Raw genomic sequence first — 20,811 nt, 5'->3', positions numbered from 1 at the left:
TATGAAGCAGCACTTTACCACATTGTGTATCTTTTTAACCCTGATTTCCTGTAATATGCCCGGCAAAGCACCCGACAAAACAAATACAACAGACGGAAGCAACCCTTTGTTTGAAGAGAGCACGCTTCCGTACCAGACCATTCCGTTTGATAAAATAAAGGAAAGTGATTTTGAACCCGCTTTTGAAAAGGGCATGGCGGCGGAGATGGAGGAAGTAGACAGCATCGTTAACAATCCTGCAGCTCCTGATTTCGAAAATACTCTGGTGGCTCTCGAAAAATCCGGACGGCTGCTTCACCGCACCAACGCCGCATTTAACGCGCTTACCAGCGCCAATACCAACGATAATCTACAGCAGATCCAGGAGGCAATGGCTCCGCGGCTTTCTGCGCACAGGGATTCCATTTACATGAATGCCCGGCTATACCAAAAGATTGACACCATTTATAAGCAATTGAAGAACCTGCGGCTCGACCCGGAATCGAGGCGGTTGGTGGAGTATTATCACCAAAAGTTTGTAATGAACGGCGCCGCACTTCCGGAGGCCGCAAAAACGCAATTGAAAAAGCTGAATGAAGAAGAAGCCACTTTAAGCACAAAGTTTGGCAACCAGTTGCTGGCCGCGGCTAAGGCCGGCGCCCTGGTGGTAAATAGCCGTGAAGAGCTGGCGGGGCTGCCCGATGCAGAAATTCAGGCAGCCGGAGAAGCCGCAAAACATAGCAATCATGAGGGCAAATACCAGCTTGCGCTCAGCAATACCACCCAGCAGCCCGCACTGCAGTCGCTTAGCAACCGCGTAACCCGGCACCAGTTGTTTGAGGCTTCCTGGACGAGGGCCGAGAAGGGAGATTCCAATGACACCCGTAATAATATCCTGCGGATTGCCGCCATCCGCAAAGAGAAAGCCCGGCTGCTGGGTTTTCCGGATTATGCAGCCTGGAAACTTCAGGACCAGATGGCCAAAACACCGGAAGCGGTGAATGCATTTTTGGGCCGGCTGATTCCTGCTGCGCTCGCAAAGGCCGCTGCGGAGGCAGAAGATATAAAAGCGGTAAAGATGCAGGAAAAAGATACAACTGCTCTGGAGCCTTATGACTGGGACTTTTATTCAGAAAAAGTACGAAAGGCAAAATATGACCTGGATGAGTCTGCAGTAAAACCCTATTTTGTGCTGGATAGTGTTTTAAAAAATGGCGTATTTTATGCCGCTACACAGCTATACGGTATTACTTTTAAGGAACGAACCGACCTGCCGGTGTACCAGGAGGATGTAAAGGTTTATGAAGTATTTGACAAGGATGGTACGGCTATGGCCCTTTTTTATTGTGATTATTTTAAACGCGACAATAAGAATGGCGGAGCCTGGATGGACAATTTTGTAACCCAATCCAAACTCCTGCACACAAAGCCAGTGATTGTGAACGTATGCAACTTTGCCAAACCGGTGCAGGGGCAGCCGGCTTTACTGAGCTTTGATGATGTAACCACCATGTTTCATGAATTTGGGCATGCCCTGCACGGCCTGTTTGCCAGTCAAACCTACCCCTCTCTTTCCGGCACAAGCGTGTCCAGGGATTTTGTAGAAATGCCGTCCCAGTTTAATGAGCACTGGGCGCTGGACTCAACCGTATTGAAGAACTATGCCCGCAATTATAAGACCGGTGAAACCATTCCCCAGGCATTGGTCAACAAGATCCGGAATGCAGCAACCTTTAACCAGGGGTATGCTATGACGGAGCTGCTGGCGGCCGCCAAGCTGGATATGCAATGGCACTTGCTTTCCTCCGGGGACAGCGCTGTAACTGATGTGGACCGGTTTGAACAGGAAGCTCTCCGGAAAAATGGGGTTTATGTTTCCTACGTTCCCCCTCGTTACCGCTCCTCTTACTTTTTGCATATCTGGGCCAACGGTTATTCTGCGGGTTACTATGCCTATAGCTGGGCAGAGATGCTGGATCATGATGCCTATGCCTGGTTTAAAGAAAACGGAGGCCTGAAAAGAGAGAACGGGCAACGTTTCCGGGATATGATCCTTTCCAAAGGTAATTCGGAAGACCTGGCAGCAATGTATAAAGCATTCCGCGGAAAGGAACCCAGCATTACCCCCTTGCTGGAGAACCGGGGACTGATCCCTTCGGGAAATTTAAAATAATGAATGGGAAATATAGAAGGTAGAAGTGAAGACGCCGTTGCTGCTTGGTAATTATTCTCCGAACGAGATCCATATTGGCGGCAGGTTTTGGGGCAGGTATTGAACTTTTACACCTGCCCGAATGACTGGTCAGGCGGGTTTTAAATGGGATATTTCATATTTAACATTTTTAGGGTATGTCTGTAAAAACTGATATGTTTCAAAGTCCGGATTATTTCGAGGTGGATGCGCTTTTTACTGAAGAGCAGCGGATTATCCGGGATGCGGTGCGCGCCTATGTAAAAAAAGAGATTTCGCCTGTTATAGAAAAGTATGCCCAGCAGGCTGCCTTCCCGGAGCATATTGTAGCGCAGCTGGGGGCGTTAGGCTGTTTTGGTCCTACAATTCCTGTACAATACGGCGGCGGCGGGCTCGACTATATCAGCTACGGCCTCATGATGCAGGAGCTGGAAAGAGGCGACAGCGGTGTGCGCTCCACGGCATCGGTACAGGGATCGCTCGTGATGTTCCCGATTTTTGCGTATGGCGATGAGGCACAAAAACAACGATTGCTGCCCCGGCTGGCCAGTGGCGAGTGGCTGGGTTGTTTTGGGTTAACGGAACCGGATCATGGCAGCGATCCCTCCAGCATGGCCACCCATTTTGACGATGCAGGCGATCATATTATTTTGAATGGAGCTAAGATGTGGATCAGCAACGCGCCATTTGCACAGGTGGCGGTGGTTTGGGCAAAGGATCCTGGGGGTAGGGTGCATGGGATTATTGTAGAAAGAGGCATGGAAGGGTTTACCACCCCGGTAACACATAATAAATGGAGCCTGAGGGCATCTGCTACGGGCGAATTGGTTTTTGATAACGTAAGAGTGCCCAAAGCCAATATACTTCCGGGTGTTAGTGGAATGAAGGGGCCGCTTAGCTGTTTAAACAAGGCCCGGTATGGAATTGCATGGGGTGTTGTGGGAGCGGCTATGGACTGTTATGATACCGCATTGCGTTATGCAAAAGAGCGTACGCAGTTTGGAAAACCAATTGCCGCCTTTCAGCTGCAGCAGAAAAAACTGGCAGAAATGATCACGGAAATCACAAAGGCGCAGTTGCTTAACTGGCGGCTGGGGGTATTAATGAATGAAGGAAAAGCAACGCCGCAGCAGGTAAGCATGGCCAAACGGAATTCCTGTAATATTGCCACTCAGATCTGCAGGGATGCCCGGCAAATACTGGGTGGGATGGGTATTACAGGCGAATACCCGGTAATGCGGCACATGATGAACCTGGAAAGTGTAATTACATACGAGGGCACCCACGATATTCATTTGCTCATTACAGGCATGGATATCACAGGGATGAATGCGTTTAAATAAAGAGGCTCCAGGTTTGATGTTTGAAGTTACTGGTTGGATTAGGTTTGATATTCGGAGAATGATCTTGAAATCTGGATCTGGGAATTTGGTATTTAGCGCGGCCCATTTAGAATCTTCAACATCTCACTCCCTACATCTCACCACCAACATCTTACCACCAACATTTCACTATCTCACTCCCAACATCTCACCATCAACATTTCACTCTCAAAAGCATCTCACCACCACAAACATTTCACAATCCTCCCCGAATACCGGATATTTGCTGTTTATTAGATTTTGTAGCTTAGAATTTTTGTTATGCGTGTATACCTGATTGGATTTATGGGTGCCGGGAAAACGCACTGGGGAAAGATCCTTAGTAAAAAACTGGAGCTGCCGTTTTATGATCTGGACGACCTGATTGTAGCCTCGGAGGGAAGACCCATTACCCAAATTTTTGAAGAGGATGGGGAGGAATATTTCCGGATGAAGGAAAAGGAAATATTGTACATGATTACCGACAGTCATCCTGGTCTGCTGCTTTCCTGTGGCGGCGGCGCACCCTGCTATTTTAATAATATTGATTATATGAACCAGCACGGGACCACTGTTTGGCTCAATACGCCTTTTGATATCCTGCTGGGAAGATTGCGGCAGCAGAAAGCACATCGCCCGCTGTTAAAAGACCTGGACGATGAACAATTGCGGGCCTATATTGTTAAAAAAAATAATGACCGGCGCATCTATTATGACCAGGCGAAGCTGAAAGTGGACGATTGTCATATCGGGCCGGAGGAATTTGTAAAAAAGATTATTAATGCATAGACTTTTTCTTTTATCAGGCACTGTTTTATCGGGGCTGGGCGTTATATTGGGTGCGTTCGGCGCACATAAGTTAAAGGAAATGGCACCCGATTCTGTGCCCACTTTTCAAACCGGGGTGCAGTACCAGATGTACCACGCCATTGCATTGATTTTTGTGGCTATTCTTTTTGAAAAATATCCCGTAAAGCTTATGTCCTGGGCAGGTGCGGCTTTTCTTATCGGTATCCTTCTTTTCTCCGGTTCCCTTTATGTGCTTGCGGCCCTGAAAGCCACCGGAAAAGTAGGCCTTGGCGGGTTGGGTATCCTTACTCCCATAGGCGGGTTGTTCTTTATTGCCGGCTGGGTGTTTTTTGCGCTTAGCATACTTAATAATAAATAGTTAGGCAGTTTTTTTTCAGGTTTGACGTTAGGCCCGTTGTTATGCTTCATTTAGCCTTCACATTCCCACATTTCCACATTATTGCCGTTTTGTTCCGCTTTTATACTTCCTGTTCCCGGACCTGCTAAAGGCTGATAGCTAACAGCTAAAAGCTGTTTAAGGCCAGGAGCAGCCTTCATGCCTGACAGTCCGACCTATTTCCACATTTTCATATTCTCAAATTTCCACATTTTCAAATTCTCTTTAGCCAGTAATAGTATCTTTGCGCCTATGGCGACTAAGAGTAAACCGAAGAATAAAAAACCAATAACGCGGAATAATAAAAACACGACAGGTACCTGGAAAGTTGAAAAAGAGGAAAAGGTTCAGCTGAAGGAGTTGGCCAAAGACGAACGCACCTGGAAAATTGCCGGAACTACCTTCCTGCTGATCTCCTTCTTTTTAATCATTTCCTTTATTTCTTATTTCTTTACATGGCGGCAGGACTATACGCAGATCTCCCGCGGCAATGAAATCCTCTGGGATCCGGATGTGAAGATATTGAACCTCCTGGGGAAGCTGGGGGCTCTGACGGCGCATTTTTTTATTTCCCGGCTTTTTGGCGTGGCCGCTATCCTCATTTGCACGTTCTTTTTCGTGGTAGGGGTAAATCTTTTGTGGCGGCGCCGGGTGTTTTCTGTATGGCGCAACATGAAGTATGTGACCCTTGGAATGCTGGTGGTTTCGGCCATACTGGCCTACTTGCTGCCCAACGAAGAATTTAGATGGGGTGGGGGTGTAGGCAACATGATTGCCGGGTGGCTTACGGGTTCTTTGGGAACAATTGGCGCAGGTGCGGTGCTGGCATTGATCGTGATTGCATATTTCATCTGGCAGTTTAACCCCGTCTTTAATTTCCCTAAAAAGCTGATGCGCCCGCTGGCAGCAGATGAAGCGGCTCCCGCAATGGCGGAAGAGACATCGCAAAAAAAGGCTGTCGTTACCGAAACCGGCGGCGCCAAACTGGTAATTGATACCGGGCTTGAAACCCCCAAATATGATATTAAACTGATCAATAAGGAGCCGTTGGTTCAGGCTAAAGAGGAGGAAGAGGGATATGAGCGGATCACCGTTCTGAAACCCGAAACCCGGAAACCGCCGGCGGTTGAAGAAGCCCCTGCGGAGCCGCCAACGCAGGAACTGGAATTGCCCGTTATTAACAAACCGGTAAAGCCGGTGAAACCGGGAGAAGAGGATCTGAAGCTGGAAATTAACTCAGCCCCTATTACACCGGCTGCCGCCACAGCGCCGGCAGAAAAAAACAAGGCCTATGAGCCAACCCTGGATCTTAAAGGTTATAAAAAGCCATCGCCGGACCTGTTAGAGTCGCATGGCAGCGAGCGTGTGGTGCAGGATCCGGCAGAGCTGGAAAATAATAAGAACCAGATCATCAAGACCCTGGGAAACTATGATATCGAAATACAAAAAATAAGCGCTACCGTAGGCCCTACGGTTACGCTTTATGAAATTGTTCCTGCTGCCGGGGTGCGCATCTCAAAGATCAAAAACCTGGAGGATGATATTGCGCTGAGCTTGTCGGCCCTCGGTATCCGGATCATTGCTCCCATTCCCGGCCGGGGCACCATCGGTATTGAAGTACCCAATGCGCGTAAGACCATCGTAAGTATGAAAACATTGCTGGCTTCTGATAAATTCAGGAACAGCAGTTTTTCATTGCCGATTGCGCTGGGAAAGAGGATCGATAATGAGAACTTTATTGTAGATCTGGCTACTATGCCGCACCTGCTGATGGCGGGGGCTACGGGTCAGGGAAAATCCGTTGGCATCAACGCCATCCTGGTATCCCTGTTATACAGCAAACATCCATCGCAGTTAAAGTTTGTACTGGTGGATCCCAAAAAGGTGGAACTGAGTGTTTACAGCCAGATTGTGAACCACTTCCTGGCGCGCCTGCCCAATGAGGAGGATGCGATCATCACCGATACCAAAAAAGTGATCAATACGCTTAATGCCTTGTGTATTGAGATGGATAACCGCTACGACCTGCTGAAAGACGCCGGTTGCCGGAATATTAAAGAGTACAACGCCAAATTTACGGCGCGTAAGCTCAACCCGGAAAAAGGACACCAGTTCCTTCCATTTATTGTGCTGGTAGTGGATGAGTTTGCAGATCTTATTATGACGGCCGGCAAGGAAGTGGAAATGCCCATTGCCCGCCTGGCGCAGCTGGCCCGGGCTATTGGCATCCACCTCATTATTGCTACGCAACGCCCGTCTGTAAATATTATTACCGGTATCATCAAAGCCAATTTCCCGGCCCGTATTGCTTTTAAAGTGAGCAGCAAGATCGATAGCCGCACAATCCTTGATGCGGGAGGCGCCGATCAGCTGATCGGGAAGGGGGATATGCTGATTAGCCTGAACGGTGAAATCTCAAGGCTGCAATGCGCGTTTGTGGACACGCCGGAGGTAGATAAAGTGGTCGACTTTATTGCCTACCAGGAAGGATACCCGCAGCCCTTTCTGCTGCCGGAGTATATTGACGAAAAAGACCTGGAAAGCGGCGATTTTGACCTGGACGACCGGGACTCACTATTCGAGGATGCGGCCCGGCTCATTGTAGCCAACCAAATCGGATCAACCTCCTTATTACAGCGACGGATGAAGCTGGGCTATAACCGGGCGGGCCGCCTGATGGATCAGCTGGAGCAGGCAGGTATCGTAGGGCCCAACCAGGGAAGCAAGGCCCGGGAGGTGCTGATTAAAACAGAGGCCGAACTGCAGCAACACCTGGAAATGTTGGGTTAAAATCTGTTAAAAACTGTTAAACAGCGCAACCCGGAAACAATTCGGACGTCTCAAAAAGGAGAAATAAAAATTTGTAAACAAATTCTAAGAAAATATCGTATGAAGAAATTATGTGTAGGTGCCGCTTTGCTGTTCATGGGGCTTTTTTCATTTGCACAACAAAGAGATCCTAAAGCAAAAGCCATCCTTGATGCGGCAAGTGAAAAATTTAAATCTTATCAAACCGTAAGCGCAACCTTTGCTTATGCCAGCCAGAATGCACAGGGAAAGGTGATGGCAAAGAAAAACGGCACTATCAATATGAAGGGCGATAAATTCAATATCAGTTTTGGAAACAATAAGATCTTCAGTGATGGAAAAACGGTATGGAACTATGATCCCTCCAGTAAGGAAGTAACCGTGAACAATGCCAACAAATCGGAGAGCACAATCACTCCGCAGAAACTGTTTACTGACTTTTACAGCAAGGATTTTATGTATGTGATGGGCAACGATGCTAAGGTAGCGGGCAAGCCGGTACATATTATTATCATGCAGCCGATTGATAAAAACAAGGCCTTTAGCCGCCTGTACCTTGCGGTGGACAAGGCTTCCAAAACCATTGCCAGCGCCACCATTGTAGAAAAAAGCGGCAACCGTACCGTTTACAGCGTAGGCAACCTGAAGGCAAACACACCACTGGCAGATGCACAATTTTCTTTCGACCAGGCAAAGTATCCCGGTGTAGAAGTAGTGGACCTTCGGTAATTGGGTATACGTCCAGGTTGGATCTCTGCGCGGCCTGCCCTGTTGGCAGATGAGTTTGCTGAGGCATTCAGAAGCTTAACCCAATACATTTCAAGATGAGGCCGCTGGTATTTATAACGCTATTTGTATTACATCATTTGATTGCCGGTTCCCAGACCAGCAATGGGATTGTGCGTGCATATAAAATAGCTTTAAGCTACGGGCAACAGAGTATCTGTTTAACAGAACGTGGCGGCTCCCAATATGCCGGTACATATACTGCAGTATTCTATAAAGGAAATGCACCCTCCGGCCGCGGGCTAAAGCGGCTTTGGAATCGTGCTGCGCCTTGGAGTAGCCGGAAAGTAATAAAAACAAAAAATATTCCACCGGATACGGTCAGGCAGGTAATGAGCCAGCTTGCAGCGGCAGGTATTGCAACCATTAAAAACTGTCAAAGCGATAGTGCCTGCCGCAGTATCGCTTTCTTGGATGGTGATGGTGTAACGTTTTATATAAAAACGGGTATACTGGAGCGAACGTATTTCTTCGATGAAATAGCCCCCCTTGGCGGTGGTAACAGGGAAGAGAATCCGATCCGGCTACAGGCTCAGCAACTACTAACTACCGCGAATAGATATATAAATCTGAAGCAGCATCACAGGTCGTCGGTAAACCAATTGTCAGGTCGCCGTTTTTATTATCTTGCAGGGAATGGGTATGTTTATTTTAAACGTAAAAAAAGAAAGTATGCTTACTGACGAACCCGGATTTATACAGCGTCCAAATATCAATATGAAAAAAATAAACCTGTTCTGGCTTGTTATGCTTTTTGTTTGCCATTGTGCTAATGCACAAACCCCCGCTAATATGCAGTGGTGGCAGAACGGAAAGTTTGGATTATTCCTGCATTGGGGATTGTATTCCATCGGCCACTCCAACGGTAAGCCTCAAAAAAGCAACGAACATTTTATGCTGGGCGAACGAATTCCCCTGGCCACCTATGCCCGTCTTTCGGACAGCCTTACACTTAATAATTACGATCCGGATGCATGGGTAAAAATGGCGCGGGATGCCGGCATGACCTATATTGTAATAACCGCAAAGCATCATGAGGGTTTTGCAATGTTTGATTCCCCCTCCAGCGATTATAATATTGTAAAAATGAGTCCGGCACATATAGACCCCATGAAGGGGTTGGCGGCCGCCTGTAAAAAATACGGACTAAAACTTTGTTTTTATTATTCGCTGGGCAGGGATTGGGCCGATCCTGATGTGCCCACCGACTGGCCGGTAAAAGCCGGGCGCAGCAATACATGGGATTATCCGGATGAGGATAAAAAAGATTTATCGAAATACTTTGAACGCAAGGTGAAACCACAGGTACGGGAGTTGCTAACCCAGTATGGTCCTGTTGGAATTATCTGGTTTGATACACCCGAAAAAATAAGCAGGGCCCAAAGTCAGGAGCTGTATACGATGATTAAGAAGCTGCAGCCGGGTTGTATTGTTAATAGCCGCATTGGGAACGGACTGGGCGACTATTCGGTTTCGGAACAAAAAATTGAAAATAAAACGGTTCATAAACCCTGGGAATCCTGTATTACGATGAGTGGTAAATGGGGTTACAGTAAGTTTGATACGGCGTGGAAATCGCCGGAACTGCTCGTTCGTCAGCTGGTAGAAATTGTATGTAAGGGCGGCAACCTGCTCTTAAATGTAGGCCCTACCGCATCGGGCAGTTTTCCCGCTCCTGCAAAAGAGCGCCTGCAAGCGATTGGCCGGTGGATGCACATAAACAACGAAGCGATCTATGGTGTGAAGCCCTGGATGATATTAAATGAAAATGCCATTGAGTTAAAAGATACGCACGGAGATGTAATGGGTAAATCTGATAATGATTTTACCTCAAAACAGGTAGCGCCGGATATTTATTTTTCGCAAAAGGGAATGTATGTGTACATATATGCACGCAGCTGGAAACAGTCCAGACTGCTTATAAAATCAATGCCTGAAGAAAAAATACAAATAAAGAGTATTACGCTGCTTGGCAGTAAAAAAGCGGTAAAATGGCAGCAGCAAAAAGAGGGGCTTGCCATTACCATGCCTGCACAGTTGCCGGCAATAGCTCCCGTATACGTATTTAAAGTGCAGCGGCAATAAGACTGTCTTGCTGTTGTTACTGATGCACAATAAGCCTGCAGGGAATACGTATTTGGGAAACAGGTAGGGGGGCATCCTCCTGGTTGTCGATATGCTTTAACAGCAACTCGGCGGCTGTAGTTCCCATATCGAACGAATTTTCATCAATGGATGCGCAGGGTTTATGATCCAGGTATTGGATCAGCGGCAGGTTGCCAAAGCCAATAATATCGGTCTGCTGCAATTTTTGAGGATATTGTTCCTTGATGAGACGTAGGGCATCAAGGCTTACATAGCTTTTGAACGTAAAAAATGCGGTGGGCGGATCAGGGAGTTCAAACAACACCCGCATCATTTTGCTGGTTTTGCCAACAGAAAAATCAATTTCCTTTACCAATGCAGGATCATAGGGGATCCCCCTTTTTTCAAGAGCGTTACGATAGCCTTCAAGCCGGAGATGACTGGTCCCCAGTGCCTTTGGCCCCATAAGATGGGCAATGCGGCGATGTCCTTTTTTAACAAGGTAGTCAATGGCAAGGGCCGCTCCGTTTTCATTATCTGTGGCAACGGCGTCAAATGCGGAGTCGTTCAGAGAACGCGATAGAAAAACTACGGGAATGCCGGTTTGCTCCAGCCGCTGAAACAGCTCTGTTTTCTTTGTAGTCTTCGAGATGGCAATGATGACTCCATCCACCCGGTTGCTGATGAGGTTCTGGATGATCTGTTCTTCCTTACCGGTGTCTTCATGCGACTGGGCTACAATAACCTGGTATTTATTGCTACCGGCTACGGCTTCCACACCGTTAATAGCCTGTACGTAAAACTGGTCCATCAGATCAGGAATCACCAGGCCCAGTGTAAATGATTTGCTCTGCTTAAAATGCCGTGCTGCTTCGTTGGGGATATAGTTCCATTCCTTTGCCAGTTTTGCCACCCGTTCTTTTGTAAAAGTACTGATGCTGGTGTTGTTGCTCAATGCTTTTGAAACGGTCGAAATAGACATGTTGAGTTTTATGGCAATGTCTTTTATGGTAACTCCTTTTTTCAAAATAGATGCCCGGCTGTTTTGTCAAATGTTCTGAAAAAATCCTGATTTTCAAAAAAAACTTTTTTTTATTCAAACGTTGTAATACTGAATTAATGGACTATTGCAGAATCTGCTGTTGAAACCAGGGGCTATAAATAATATATTCGTGCAGATTTAAGATGGACAACCGCTTGAATTCATTTTTAATGCCAGATGAAATGCAGACTAACTTTTGCCTGGTTTTGACTTTTACGCATAAATAAAAAAATATGACAACGTTTAACCTTAAGGGGAAAGTGATTGTAGTTACAGGAGCCACCGGTATTCTTGGAAAGGCTTTTGTAGAGGGGATTGCGGCCGCAGGCGGAGCTGTTGTAATTATGGGCAGAAATGAAAAAGTAGCAAAAGAACGGGAAGCACAGGTAATCGAAAACGGAGGCCGCGCGCTTTCCGTTATTGCCGATGTAACCAGCGAAGAAAACCTCGTTGCCGGCAGGGATAAGATCCTGGCCGCATTTGGTCGCATTGATGGCCTTGTAAATGCGGCGGGCGGCAATATGAAGAACGCTATTATACAAAAAGACATGGGCCTTTTTGACCTTGACATAACTGCTTTGCGCCAGGTGATGGATCTGAACTTAATGGGAACCGTGCTGCCCACACAGGTCTTTGGAAAAGTGATTGCTGAAAATGGGGGCGGCAGCATCGTAAATATATCTTCTATGGCCTCCCAGCGGGCCATTACCCGGGTGCTGGGATACAGTCTTGCCAAAAGCGCTATCGATGCATATACAAAATGGTTTTCCATGGAACTGGGAAACCGCTATGGAGATGCGGTGCGGATGAATGCCATTGCACCGGGCTTTTTTTTAACAGAACAAAACAGGGAATTGCTTACTACACCCGAAGGGGGCTTTACCGAACGCGGAGCGGCAGTAGTAGCGCACACACCTTTTAAACGATTGGGTGAGCCGGAAGAACTGAATGGCGTGCTGGTGTGGTTGCTGAGCGATGCCTCCCGTTTTGTAACCGGAACGGTGATTAATGTAGATGGAGGGTTCTCCGTTTTTAGCGGTGTATGACAGGCGTTCGATGGGCGTTAACCGGCTGTAACTCGTGCAGCTCCAAATTCGCCACTGGTAATGATGGCCGCTCTATGGGAAAATAGTCAGGAACAAATATGCCGCAAAAATTACCAGCAACACTACTCCATACAGGATATTGGTTTTGCCGGTTACCAGGGAAAGCATTACGGTAAAGATGGAAAGAATCAGCAATACCACCGATGTTGTATCGATCCCCAGCAACACGGGAGTATGGCTAAACAGGGTATAGACGGCTACTGCCGGGATGGTAAGTCCGATGCTCGCCAGTGCCGAACCCAGGGCCAGGTTCATACTGGTTTGTAGCCGGTTCCTGCGGGCTGCCTGTATGGCCGCAATGCATTCCGGCAACAAAACCACCATGGCAATAATGATGCCCACCAGCGAATGAGGCGCGCCAATAGAAGCCACCCCTGCTTCGATGGAAGGCGATAGCATTTTTGCCAGCAGTACCACGGCGCCCAGGCAGGCGATCAGCAATGCCAGGCTGGTAAATGTGGTTTTATTGGAAGGCGGCGCTGCATGCCTGTCTTCGTTTTCCCTTGCGTCTGCATCGGCGGGTAAAAAATAGTCGCGGTGACGGATGGACTGGATCATCACAAAACTGGCATAGATGATGAGGCTTACCACCGCCGCAAAAATTAGCTGTGGCTGCGTATACTGCGGTCCCGGCTGGCTTACCGTGTAGTTGGGCAACACCAGGGTTAATACCAGGATGGCCGTAAGCGCTACCAGGGCCGATGTCGCAGCGTGCTTGGTCACAAATTGCTCCCGGTATTTGGCGCTGCCAATCAGGATACAGATGCCGATAATAAAAGTAAGGATGATCATGATGGCTGCAAATACGGTGTCCCGTGCCAGCGCTGCGGTATTCGTCCCGCCGGACGACATCAATGAAACGAGAAGCGAAACCTCGATGACGGTTACGGCCAGTGCAAGAATAATGGTTCCGAAGGGCTCTCCCACGCGATGGGCCACCACCTCGGCATGGTGTACGGCAGCCAGAACCCCGGCGATGAGTATAATGCAGAGAATGATCAGGGGCAGCGTTCCTGTCAGGGAACCCATAGTGAAATAGGCCACCCATGCGATAGCGGGCGTAATAGATGTCCAGGAGGGCAATGACAGGTTTAATTTCATAAAGGATGATTCAGCTGGTGGTAAGGGCTTTCCGGATTCGGACCAGCTGCTCCAGTAAGGGTTCCAGGTGGTCCAGGTGCAGCATATTGGCCCCGTCGCTTTTGGCAATCGCCGGGTTGGGATGCGTTTCAATAAAAAGTCCGTCTGCACCGGTTGCAATGGCCGCTTTTGCGATAGTTCCGATCAGCTCCGGGTTGCCGCCTGTTACGCCGCTGGTTTGGTTGGGCTGCTGCAGGCTATGTGTACAATCCATTACCACGGGTACGCCGTGCTCCTTCATCCAGGGAATATTCCTGAAGTCAACCACCAGGTCCTGGTAGCCAAAACTGTTGCCCCGCTCCGTCAGGATCACTTTTGGGTTCCCTGCCTGTTTTACTTTATCGGCGGCAAACTTCATCGAAGGCCCGCTGAGGAACTGTCCTTTTTTAATGTTTACTACTTTTCCGGTTTGGGCGGCAGCCTCCAGCAGATCGGTCTGCCGGCTTAAGAAAGCGGGTATCTGCAGCATGTCCACATATTCAGCAGCAATGGCGGCTTCCTCATGTGCGTGGATATCACTGACCGTAGGAATATGGAAACGGTCTTTCACTGCTTTTAAGAGTTGCAGCGCCGCTTCGTCCCCAATGCCCGTAAAGGAGCTGGCGCTGGTGCGGTTGGCCTTCCGGTAGGATGATTTAAACACATAGGGTATTCCAAGGTTTTTACAGATAGTGGATACCCTTTCGGCCACTTCCATCACCAAAGGCTCGCTTTCCACCACGCAGGGCCCCGCCAGCAGGAAAAAGTTGTCAGGTTCGTATTGTTGTCCGGCAAAAAGATCGGTTAAGAACTGCTCCATAAGTGCAAATATAACCGGTAGCGGGCAGTTGGCCCAAAACGGGTTTGTGGCCTTAAAAAGAAGCTGTTACCGTTGCGCAATTCTTTTTGCACAAAAAAAAGCTCATTTCAAACGATTGCACAGTCTTTCAAACCTGATAATTCTGCCTTTATATTTGCATTTCAAAATATTGCAGCATGACAAAAGAAAAGATCCTGGTAATCGGCGCTTCCGGTCAGATCGGTGTGGAACTAACCCTGGCTTTAAGGGAGATCTACGGAAATAATAACGTGGTGGCTTCTGACCTGCGGGAAGAAAATCCCCTTTTAAAAGGCTCTGGCCCCTATGTAAGCATGGATGTAATGAATAAGGAAATGCTGCATGTACAGGTCATCCGTCAAAACATCACCCAGATCTACCTGCTGGCGGCCATCCTTTCCGCCACCGGCGAAAAGAATCCCGGCCTGGCCTGGCACCTGAATATGCAGGGGCTGCTCAATGTGTTGGATGTTGCCCGTGAAGAACATATTCAAAAAGTGTATTGGCCGTCATCTATTGCCGTTTTTGGTCCTACATCGCCCAAGCAAAATTGTCCGCAGCAAACCATTATTGAGCCCACCACGGTGTATGGAATCAGTAAATACGCCGGTGAGTTCTGGTGTAATTACTATAATATGAAATATGGGGTAGATGTAAGAAGTATCCGCTACCCGGGTTTGATCTCTTATAAGTCGGCCCCGGGGGGAGGTACCACTGATTATGCGGTTGAAATTTTTCATGATGCGCTGGAAGAAAAAAAGTATACCTGCTTCTTACAGGAAGATACTTACCTGCCTATGATGTATATGCCGGATGCGATCCGGGCTACCATAGAGCTTATGGAGGCGCCGGCAGAGAAAATCTCCATAAGGACTTCTTATAATGTGACCGGTATCAGTTTTTCGCCAAAAGAGATTGCTGCAGAAATAAAAAAACATATACCGGAATTTGAGATTGTCTATTCCCCTGACTATCGCCAGGAGATCGCCAATAGCTGGCCGCAGAGCATCGATGATACCGTTGCCCGTAACGATTGGGGATGGAAACACGAGTACAGTTTGGCTACCATGACGGAGGATATGCTGAAGCATTTGCCGGAGACGGAAGCCTCCCAGGGGTGAGGTTTCAAGTTTAAAGTTCCACAGGTTTCAGGTTAGGTTCCAACCTTAAAGTTTAAACCTGAAACGGCGTTTCGTCACTATCACCAAAGCATTGTGCCTTTGCTGCCGCTCCTTTCAGAACCGATATCTGGTCAATGTCGTCCGGGTTTATATCCTGAACCGGATTTCTGTAATCAAAACCGCCACCCCTTTCAGTCGGTGTCGTAAGGCCCTGAAGTTTTATTCTGAGTTTTGTTGCTTTAGCCTCTCACTATCAACATCTCACTATCAGCTAAAAGAATAGACACCCCACAAAAAAAGCAGCCACTTTAAAAGTGACTGCCCATCATTAAAAGTAAATAAAATAAAACTATGCTACGGCTTTCTTCACCAGGTCGGCGGCTTCGCTTAACAAGATAGCGGATTCTACTTTCAGTCCGCTCTCGTCAATGAGTTTTTTTGCTTCCTCCGCATTGGTACCCTGCAGGCGCACAATGATCGGAATGGTAATATTGCCCAGGTTTTTGTAGGCTTCAATAACGCCGGCGGCTACACGGTCGCAGCGCACTATACCTCCAAAAATATTGATCAGGATCGCTTTTACGGCCGGGTCTTTCATTATGATTTTAAAACCGGCTTCAACCGTTTGGGCATTAGCAGTGCCGCCCACGTCCAGGAAGTTGGCCGGCTCTCCGCCGCTTAATTTGATCATATCCATGGTGGCCATCGCCAGGCCTGCACCATTTACCATGCAACCTACATTGCCATCTAATTTTACAAAGTTCAGGTTGTATTTACCCGCCTCCACTTCTGTAGGATCTTCTTCGGTAACATCGCGCAGCGAAGCCAGGTCCGGATGCCGCATCATCGCGTTGTCATCCAGGTTCATCTTGCAATCCACTGCAATGATCTTATCATCGGCTGCTTTAAACAGGGGGTTAATTTCCAGCATGCTGCAATCCAGTCCAACATAGGCATCATACAGGTTGGTTACAAATTTTACGCAATTTTTAAAAGCGGCGCCGCTGAGGCCCAGGTTAAACGCAATCTTGCGTGCCTGGAATCCCAGTAAACGGCCCGAAGGGTGTACCCACTCCTTAAAGATCTTCTCAGGGGTTTCATGCGCTACGTCCTCAATGCTCATACCACCTTCAGTGCTATACATAATCACGTTCTGCCCCTTGCTGCGGTCCAGCAGTATAGAAAGATAAAACTCCTGTCTTTCAGACGAGCCATCATAATACATGTCCTGGGCTACAAAAATCTTGTTGACAACTTTTCCCGCAGGTCCCGTCTGTACGGTTACCAGTGTTCCGCCGAGGATGCCCTTGGCAAACTCCTCCACTTCTTCCAGGGACTTGGCTACTTTAACCCCGTTGATACCAGTTTCTTTGATGGCGCCCTTTCCGCGTCCACCGGCATGAATCTGTGCTTTAATAACGGCAAACTTGCTGCCGCTGTCGGTTTTGATCTTCCGGTAAGCTTCTTCAGCTTCCTGCACGGAGCTGCAGGCATAACCTTCCTGTACGGGAACGTTGTATTTTTTTAATAACTCTTTGGCCTGATATTCATGAAGATTCATCTGTATTGATTTTAGTAAAAAACTTTGGCACGAAGATAAGGATTCAGAGGAAACTTTCAGGTGCAGCGCAACCTTTAAAACTCCGGGACGGTCATTTATAAAATCGTATCTTTAAAAAAATAATATAAAGAGTATGAAAAAGAATACACCCGGCCGGCTGCTGATGCTGCTGCTGTTGCTGCTTTCAACTGCTGCCTTTACACAGGCGCAATCTATTTCAGCCGATTCTATTAAAAGCCTGAAGCTGCATAAAGAAATTCTGAAACAAACTACGGAGCTGAATAAGCAAAAGCTGAACCTGGCCGAGTACCAGAACAAACTGGTGAAGCTGCAGGGGGATCTCGAAAAGGCCAACAAGGATGCCGCAAAGGCTGCTGCCGAGAGCAAGGACTATGCGCAGAAGATGGCAAGGAACCCCGGCGATGAAAAACTGGCGCGAAAGGCGAAAAAGGCGGCCAAAAGCGCATCCTCCAGCAGCAATAAGGCAGAAAAACTGACTTCCAGTGTTGGAACTATGCAGCGTACTGTCTCAAAAACGAATGATAAGGTGGCCAGCCTGGAAAAGAAGATTGCCACCCTGCGCAGCAAGGGTTAAACCCTCCGCGGCGGGGATTTGCACCGGCCGCGGTCAGTCATAGATTTTGAATGTTAAGAGTTTTAGAAGAAACACCCGATTCTTTTATGGGAAGCGGCTGTAGCTGTTAGTTTCATTATATTTGCCCACACTTAATTCAAAGATCTATGTCAGAATCCATAGTGGAGCAGGTTCGGGAAACCGTGGCTTTTCTGCAGGCGCAATACCCGGCAACCCCGGAATTGGGCATTGTACTGGGCAGCGGGCTGGGCAATTTTGCCGCAGCCATCGCCGTAGAAAAAGAAGTGCCTTATACGGCCATTCCCAACTTTCCGGTTTCAACGGTGGAAGGGCATTCCGGCAAATTGATTTTTGGGGAGCTTGCCGGTAAAAAAGTGGTGGCAATGGCTGGCCGGTTCCATTTTTATGAAGGATATACACCACAGGAAGTGGTTTTCCCCATCCGTGTATTAAAATTATTAGGCATCCGGCAACTATTGCTGAGTAATGCCGCGGGCGGGGTAAACCCCGGCTTTTCCGTTGGCGATATTATGATCATCAATGACCATATCAGTTTTGGTACGCCCAACCCGCTTGTGGGAAGGAATATTGATGCATGGGGAACCCGGTTCCCGGACATGAGCGAACCCTATAAGAAAAGCCTTATAGCAAGGGCAAAAGACATTTGCAGCGGGGCCGGCATTCCCATTCGCGAAGGGGTTTATTATGCCGTAACCGGCCCTACTTTTGAAACGCGCGCCGAATATAAAATGATTCATATACTGGGTGCTGATGCCGTGGGTATGAGCACGGTGCAGGAAACTATTGTGGCCAATCATATGGGACTGGAGGTTTTTGCAGTGAGCATCATCACCGACCTGGGTATCCGGGAGGAGGAAAACGTGATCACGCACGAAGAAGTGCTGGAAGCAGCCAGGGCGGCGGAACCCAAGCTGGCATATTTGTTTACAGAAATGGTGGCCCGCGCATAAATTCGATTCATGAGGTTTTATTTTGTTTTATTCTTTCTAATAACGGCTGTTTACGCACAGGCGCAGGACCCCATGGGTGGGGTGGGCAACCGGTTCCGGGGTATAAAAAACGTTGGCTCGGGTAACGACAGCCTTGCCCGGCGCGATAAATTTGAAGATTCCATCACCATTAGCTACCGTTACCTGGATACGGCGCGAAATTATAAGCTGGATTCATCCATCAACGATCTGACGCAGTATTACCCCATACCGGCCGAGTATAATTACACGGGAAACTTTGGCAATGCTGCCCAGTCTTACCTGTTTGCACCCAGGATGAAATCGGGTTGGGATCCGGGGTTTCACGCGTTTGATAGTTATAAATACACTATTGAAAATGCACGGTTCTTTACCGCCACCCGCCCTTACTCCGAACTGAATTACCTGTTGGGCACACGGTCAGAGCAGTTTATTGAACTGATGCACACACAAAACAGGGGCCCTAACTGGAATATCCATTTCTCTTATCGCCTGTTAAACTCCCCGGGTATTTTTCTGAACCAGAAATCATCGCATAACAGCTACCTGATCACCAACTGGGTGCAGTCTGTTAACCGCAGATACCGCAACTATTTTATACTTGTTGCCAATAAATTGCAAAATACCGAAAACGGAGGTATCACCAATAGCGCCTTTATAGACAGTGCAGACTACGACCGGAGGGATTACATCCCGGTACGCCTGGGTGGCGACTCGCGTTATTCCGCCGATTTTTTCAATACCAATGTTACTACGGGGAATAAGTATGCCGATTTTAACGCGCTGATGCGCCAGCAGTATGATTTTGGACGTAAAGATTCCCTGGTAACGGATAGCACGGTAGTGCCGCTGTTTTTTCCGAGGGTTCGTTTAGAACATACCATCAGGTATAGTAAATATACCTTCCTGTTTACAGATGCAGCCCCCGCTGCTGATTATTACAGGGAGTTTTATGATTTGACGCTCGCCGGGGGCAGCAGTGTATTTTCAAAGCGGGATGATTGGAAGGAGATGGTCAATGATTTTTCGATCTATACCTTCCCCGATGAAAAGAATACCCAGCAGTTTATTAAGCTGGGGGCCGGTGTACAAAACCTGGCAGGGACTTTTGATACCCTGCAGCGCGAAAATGTGCTGGAGCTGATCGGGGCGCGCCAAAAAAAGAATTACTACAATATATACGGACATGGCGAATATCGCAACCGTACCAAAAACCAGAAATGGGATATGATGGCCGATGGAAAGATCTATTTCGCAGGGATGAACGCCGGCGATTACGAGGCGGGGGCCAGCATCCGGAGTTTGCTTGGAAAGAAGATCGGGAGCCTGCTGCTGGGTGCGCAAAACGTGAACCGGACACCCTCATTTATCATGCAGAACCCCATCAGCAGCTTTTATTTTAGAGGGAATGAAGATCCTGGTCTGAAAAAAGAGAATATAACCCATCTGTATGCGGTCGTTTATCAGCCCCTGCTCAAGCTGGGACTTACAGGGCATTACTACCTGATGACCAACTATTCCTATTACACCGATTTTTATAAGATCAACCAATACAACGCCATATTCAACGTGTTGCAGATTGGTGCCAACAAGGTGTTTGAGGCCGGAAAGACCAAACAGTGGAAATGGCGTACCGAAGTATATTTTCAGCAGGTGGTTGGCGGTGCACCCCTGCATATACCCGCCATCTATACCCGAAACCGTTTTGGCTATGAGGGAAAGCTGGGCTATCCCAAGCTCAATATTGCCATGGGTTTTGAAGCAAAATACCGCACCAATTACAAAGGCGATGGATATTCCCCGGTATTAGGTCAGTTTTTTTACCAGGACGATCAGACGGTGCAGTACAAATTGCCCAATATTGCCGCCTACCTCAATTTTCGTATCAACTCCTTTAAAGCTTTTGTGCGGGCGGAAAACCTGAATACCTTCCGGAAGCTGGGTACTAACTGGGGATTCAGCAATAATAATTTTGCCGCTACCGACTACCCGTACCCGGGCTTGCTGATTCGCCTGGGCGTATTCTGGGGATTTGTTAATTAGC

Annotated in this window: 17 protein-coding genes; 13 read left to right on the top strand and 4 right to left on the bottom strand. The window is 47.9% G+C overall.

What is annotated here, in order from left to right:
* The first annotated feature begins 1 nt into the window (after position 1).
* The 8 genes from dcp to GGU45_RS17320 all read left to right on the top strand — a co-directional run bounded on the left by dcp (position 2) and on the right by GGU45_RS17320 (position 10,396).
* A complete protein-coding gene (gene dcp, locus GGU45_RS17355) occupies positions 2-2,152 on the top strand; it encodes a peptidyl-dipeptidase Dcp (RefSeq protein WP_435226869.1) in 2,151 nt (716 codons plus the stop codon).
* A 176-nt stretch (positions 2,153-2,328) separates the two neighbouring features.
* Entirely contained in the window at positions 2,329-3,513 is a 1,185-nt protein-coding gene (locus GGU45_RS17350; RefSeq protein ID WP_435226867.1) for an acyl-CoA dehydrogenase family protein, read from the top strand.
* Between the two features lie 300 nt (positions 3,514-3,813).
* On the top strand, positions 3,814-4,320 hold the full coding sequence (locus GGU45_RS17345) for a shikimate kinase (RefSeq protein WP_435226866.1): 507 nt from the start codon (positions 3,814-3,816) through the stop codon (positions 4,318-4,320).
* Complete coding sequence (locus GGU45_RS17340) at positions 4,313-4,699, top strand: DUF423 domain-containing protein (RefSeq protein ID WP_435226864.1); 387 nt, start codon at positions 4,313-4,315, stop codon at positions 4,697-4,699. The genes GGU45_RS17345 and GGU45_RS17340 overlap by 8 nt, the downstream gene beginning before the upstream one ends.
* 270 nt (positions 4,700-4,969) lie before the next feature.
* Positions 4,970-7,507, top strand: coding sequence for an FtsK/SpoIIIE family DNA translocase (locus GGU45_RS17335; protein WP_435226862.1), 2,538 nt, complete (start codon positions 4,970-4,972; stop codon positions 7,505-7,507).
* A gap of 99 nt (positions 7,508-7,606) precedes the next feature.
* Positions 7,607-8,254, top strand: a complete 648-nt coding sequence (gene lolA1 / locus GGU45_RS17330; protein WP_435226860.1) for an outer membrane lipoprotein periplasmic chaperone LolA1 — start codon at positions 7,607-7,609, stop codon at positions 8,252-8,254.
* Between the two features lie 95 nt (positions 8,255-8,349).
* Complete coding sequence (locus GGU45_RS17325) at positions 8,350-8,994, top strand: hypothetical protein (RefSeq protein ID WP_435226859.1); 645 nt, start codon at positions 8,350-8,352, stop codon at positions 8,992-8,994.
* A complete protein-coding gene (locus GGU45_RS17320) occupies positions 8,984-10,396 on the top strand; it encodes an alpha-L-fucosidase (RefSeq protein WP_435226857.1) in 1,413 nt (470 codons plus the stop codon). Before GGU45_RS17325 ends, GGU45_RS17320 begins: the two co-directional genes overlap by 11 nt.
* A gap of 16 nt (positions 10,397-10,412) precedes the next feature.
* On the opposite strand, the gene GGU45_RS17315 is transcribed toward GGU45_RS17320, so the two are convergent.
* Positions 10,413-11,423: a LacI family DNA-binding transcriptional regulator gene (locus GGU45_RS17315; RefSeq protein ID WP_435226855.1), complete on the bottom strand. Its 1,011-nt coding sequence runs from the start codon at positions 11,421-11,423 to the stop codon at positions 10,413-10,415.
* Between the two features lie 248 nt (positions 11,424-11,671).
* Between GGU45_RS17315 and GGU45_RS17310 the strand changes: the two genes are divergently transcribed.
* Positions 11,672-12,484 (top strand): SDR family oxidoreductase, encoded by an 813-nt coding sequence (locus GGU45_RS17310; RefSeq protein WP_435226853.1) that lies wholly within the window; start codon positions 11,672-11,674, stop codon positions 12,482-12,484.
* A 72-nt stretch (positions 12,485-12,556) separates the two neighbouring features.
* Here GGU45_RS17310 and GGU45_RS17305 read toward each other — a convergent pair whose 3' ends face one another.
* Together GGU45_RS17305 and kdsA are read right to left on the bottom strand one after the other, a co-directional pair.
* Complete coding sequence (locus GGU45_RS17305; protein ID WP_435226852.1) at positions 12,557-13,645, bottom strand: calcium:cation antiporter; 1,089 nt, start codon at positions 13,643-13,645, stop codon at positions 12,557-12,559.
* A gap of 10 nt (positions 13,646-13,655) precedes the next feature.
* On the bottom strand, positions 13,656-14,483 hold the full coding sequence (kdsA, locus tag GGU45_RS17300; RefSeq protein ID WP_435226851.1) for a 3-deoxy-8-phosphooctulonate synthase: 828 nt from the start codon (positions 14,481-14,483) through the stop codon (positions 13,656-13,658).
* Positions 14,484-14,659: 176 nt separating this feature from the next.
* Between kdsA and GGU45_RS17295 the strand changes: the two genes are divergently transcribed.
* Positions 14,660-15,622 (top strand): NAD-dependent epimerase/dehydratase family protein, encoded by a 963-nt coding sequence (locus GGU45_RS17295; RefSeq protein WP_435226850.1) that lies wholly within the window; start codon positions 14,660-14,662, stop codon positions 15,620-15,622.
* 349 nt (positions 15,623-15,971) lie between these two features.
* On the opposite strand, the gene sucC is transcribed toward GGU45_RS17295, so the two are convergent.
* Positions 15,972-17,183, bottom strand: coding sequence for an ADP-forming succinate--CoA ligase subunit beta (gene sucC, locus GGU45_RS17290; RefSeq protein WP_435226849.1), 1,212 nt, complete (start codon positions 17,181-17,183; stop codon positions 15,972-15,974).
* Positions 17,184-17,316: 133 nt separating this feature from the next.
* Between sucC and GGU45_RS17285 the strand changes: the two genes are divergently transcribed.
* The 3 genes from GGU45_RS17285 to GGU45_RS17275 all read left to right on the top strand — a co-directional run bounded on the left by GGU45_RS17285 (position 17,317) and on the right by GGU45_RS17275 (position 20,810).
* Positions 17,317-17,778, top strand: coding sequence for a hypothetical protein (locus GGU45_RS17285; protein ID WP_435226847.1), 462 nt, complete (start codon positions 17,317-17,319; stop codon positions 17,776-17,778).
* Positions 17,779-17,924: 146 nt separating this feature from the next.
* Positions 17,925-18,749, top strand: coding sequence for a purine-nucleoside phosphorylase (locus tag GGU45_RS17280; protein ID WP_435226845.1), 825 nt, complete (start codon positions 17,925-17,927; stop codon positions 18,747-18,749).
* Positions 18,750-18,758: 9 nt separating this feature from the next.
* A complete protein-coding gene (locus tag GGU45_RS17275; RefSeq protein ID WP_435226843.1) occupies positions 18,759-20,810 on the top strand; it encodes a putative porin in 2,052 nt (683 codons plus the stop codon).
* Position 20,811 lies beyond the last annotated feature (1 nt).

Origin of the sequence: Niabella hirudinis (genome assembly GCF_051201075.1) — a bacterium.
In the GTDB taxonomy this organism is placed as follows: domain Bacteria; phylum Bacteroidota; class Bacteroidia; order Chitinophagales; family Chitinophagaceae; genus Niabella; species Niabella hirudinis.
Note: the sequence above shows the minus strand (reverse complement) of the source record. Positions and strands in the feature narration are given on the sequence as shown.

Excerpts from the sequence above, each read along its gene's own strand:
- dcp (WP_435226869.1), top strand. The coding sequence starts at position 2 with ATGAAGCAGCACTTTACCACATTGTGTATCTTTTTAACCCTGATTTCC.
- GGU45_RS17350 (WP_435226867.1), top strand. The coding sequence starts at position 2,329 with ATGTCTGTAAAAACTGATATGTTTCAAAGTCCGGATTATTTCGAGGTG.
- GGU45_RS17345 (WP_435226866.1), top strand. The coding sequence starts at position 3,814 with ATGCGTGTATACCTGATTGGATTTATGGGTGCCGGGAAAACGCACTGG.
- GGU45_RS17340 (WP_435226864.1), top strand. The coding sequence starts at position 4,313 with ATGCATAGACTTTTTCTTTTATCAGGCACTGTTTTATCGGGGCTGGGC.
- GGU45_RS17335 (WP_435226862.1), top strand. The coding sequence starts at position 4,970 with ATGGCGACTAAGAGTAAACCGAAGAATAAAAAACCAATAACGCGGAAT.
- lolA1 (WP_435226860.1), top strand. The coding sequence starts at position 7,607 with ATGAAGAAATTATGTGTAGGTGCCGCTTTGCTGTTCATGGGGCTTTTT.
- GGU45_RS17325 (WP_435226859.1), top strand. The coding sequence starts at position 8,350 with ATGAGGCCGCTGGTATTTATAACGCTATTTGTATTACATCATTTGATT.
- GGU45_RS17320 (WP_435226857.1), top strand. The coding sequence starts at position 8,984 with ATGCTTACTGACGAACCCGGATTTATACAGCGTCCAAATATCAATATG.
- GGU45_RS17310 (WP_435226853.1), top strand. The coding sequence starts at position 11,672 with ATGACAACGTTTAACCTTAAGGGGAAAGTGATTGTAGTTACAGGAGCC.
- GGU45_RS17305 (WP_435226852.1), bottom strand. The coding sequence starts at position 13,645 with ATGAAATTAAACCTGTCATTGCCCTCCTGGACATCTATTACGCCCGCT.
- kdsA (WP_435226851.1), bottom strand. The coding sequence starts at position 14,483 with ATGGAGCAGTTCTTAACCGATCTTTTTGCCGGACAACAATACGAACCT.
- GGU45_RS17295 (WP_435226850.1), top strand. The coding sequence starts at position 14,660 with ATGACAAAAGAAAAGATCCTGGTAATCGGCGCTTCCGGTCAGATCGGT.
- sucC (WP_435226849.1), bottom strand. The coding sequence starts at position 17,183 with ATGAATCTTCATGAATATCAGGCCAAAGAGTTATTAAAAAAATACAAC.
- GGU45_RS17285 (WP_435226847.1), top strand. The coding sequence starts at position 17,317 with ATGAAAAAGAATACACCCGGCCGGCTGCTGATGCTGCTGCTGTTGCTG.
- GGU45_RS17280 (WP_435226845.1), top strand. The coding sequence starts at position 17,925 with ATGTCAGAATCCATAGTGGAGCAGGTTCGGGAAACCGTGGCTTTTCTG.
- GGU45_RS17275 (WP_435226843.1), top strand. The coding sequence starts at position 18,759 with ATGAGGTTTTATTTTGTTTTATTCTTTCTAATAACGGCTGTTTACGCA.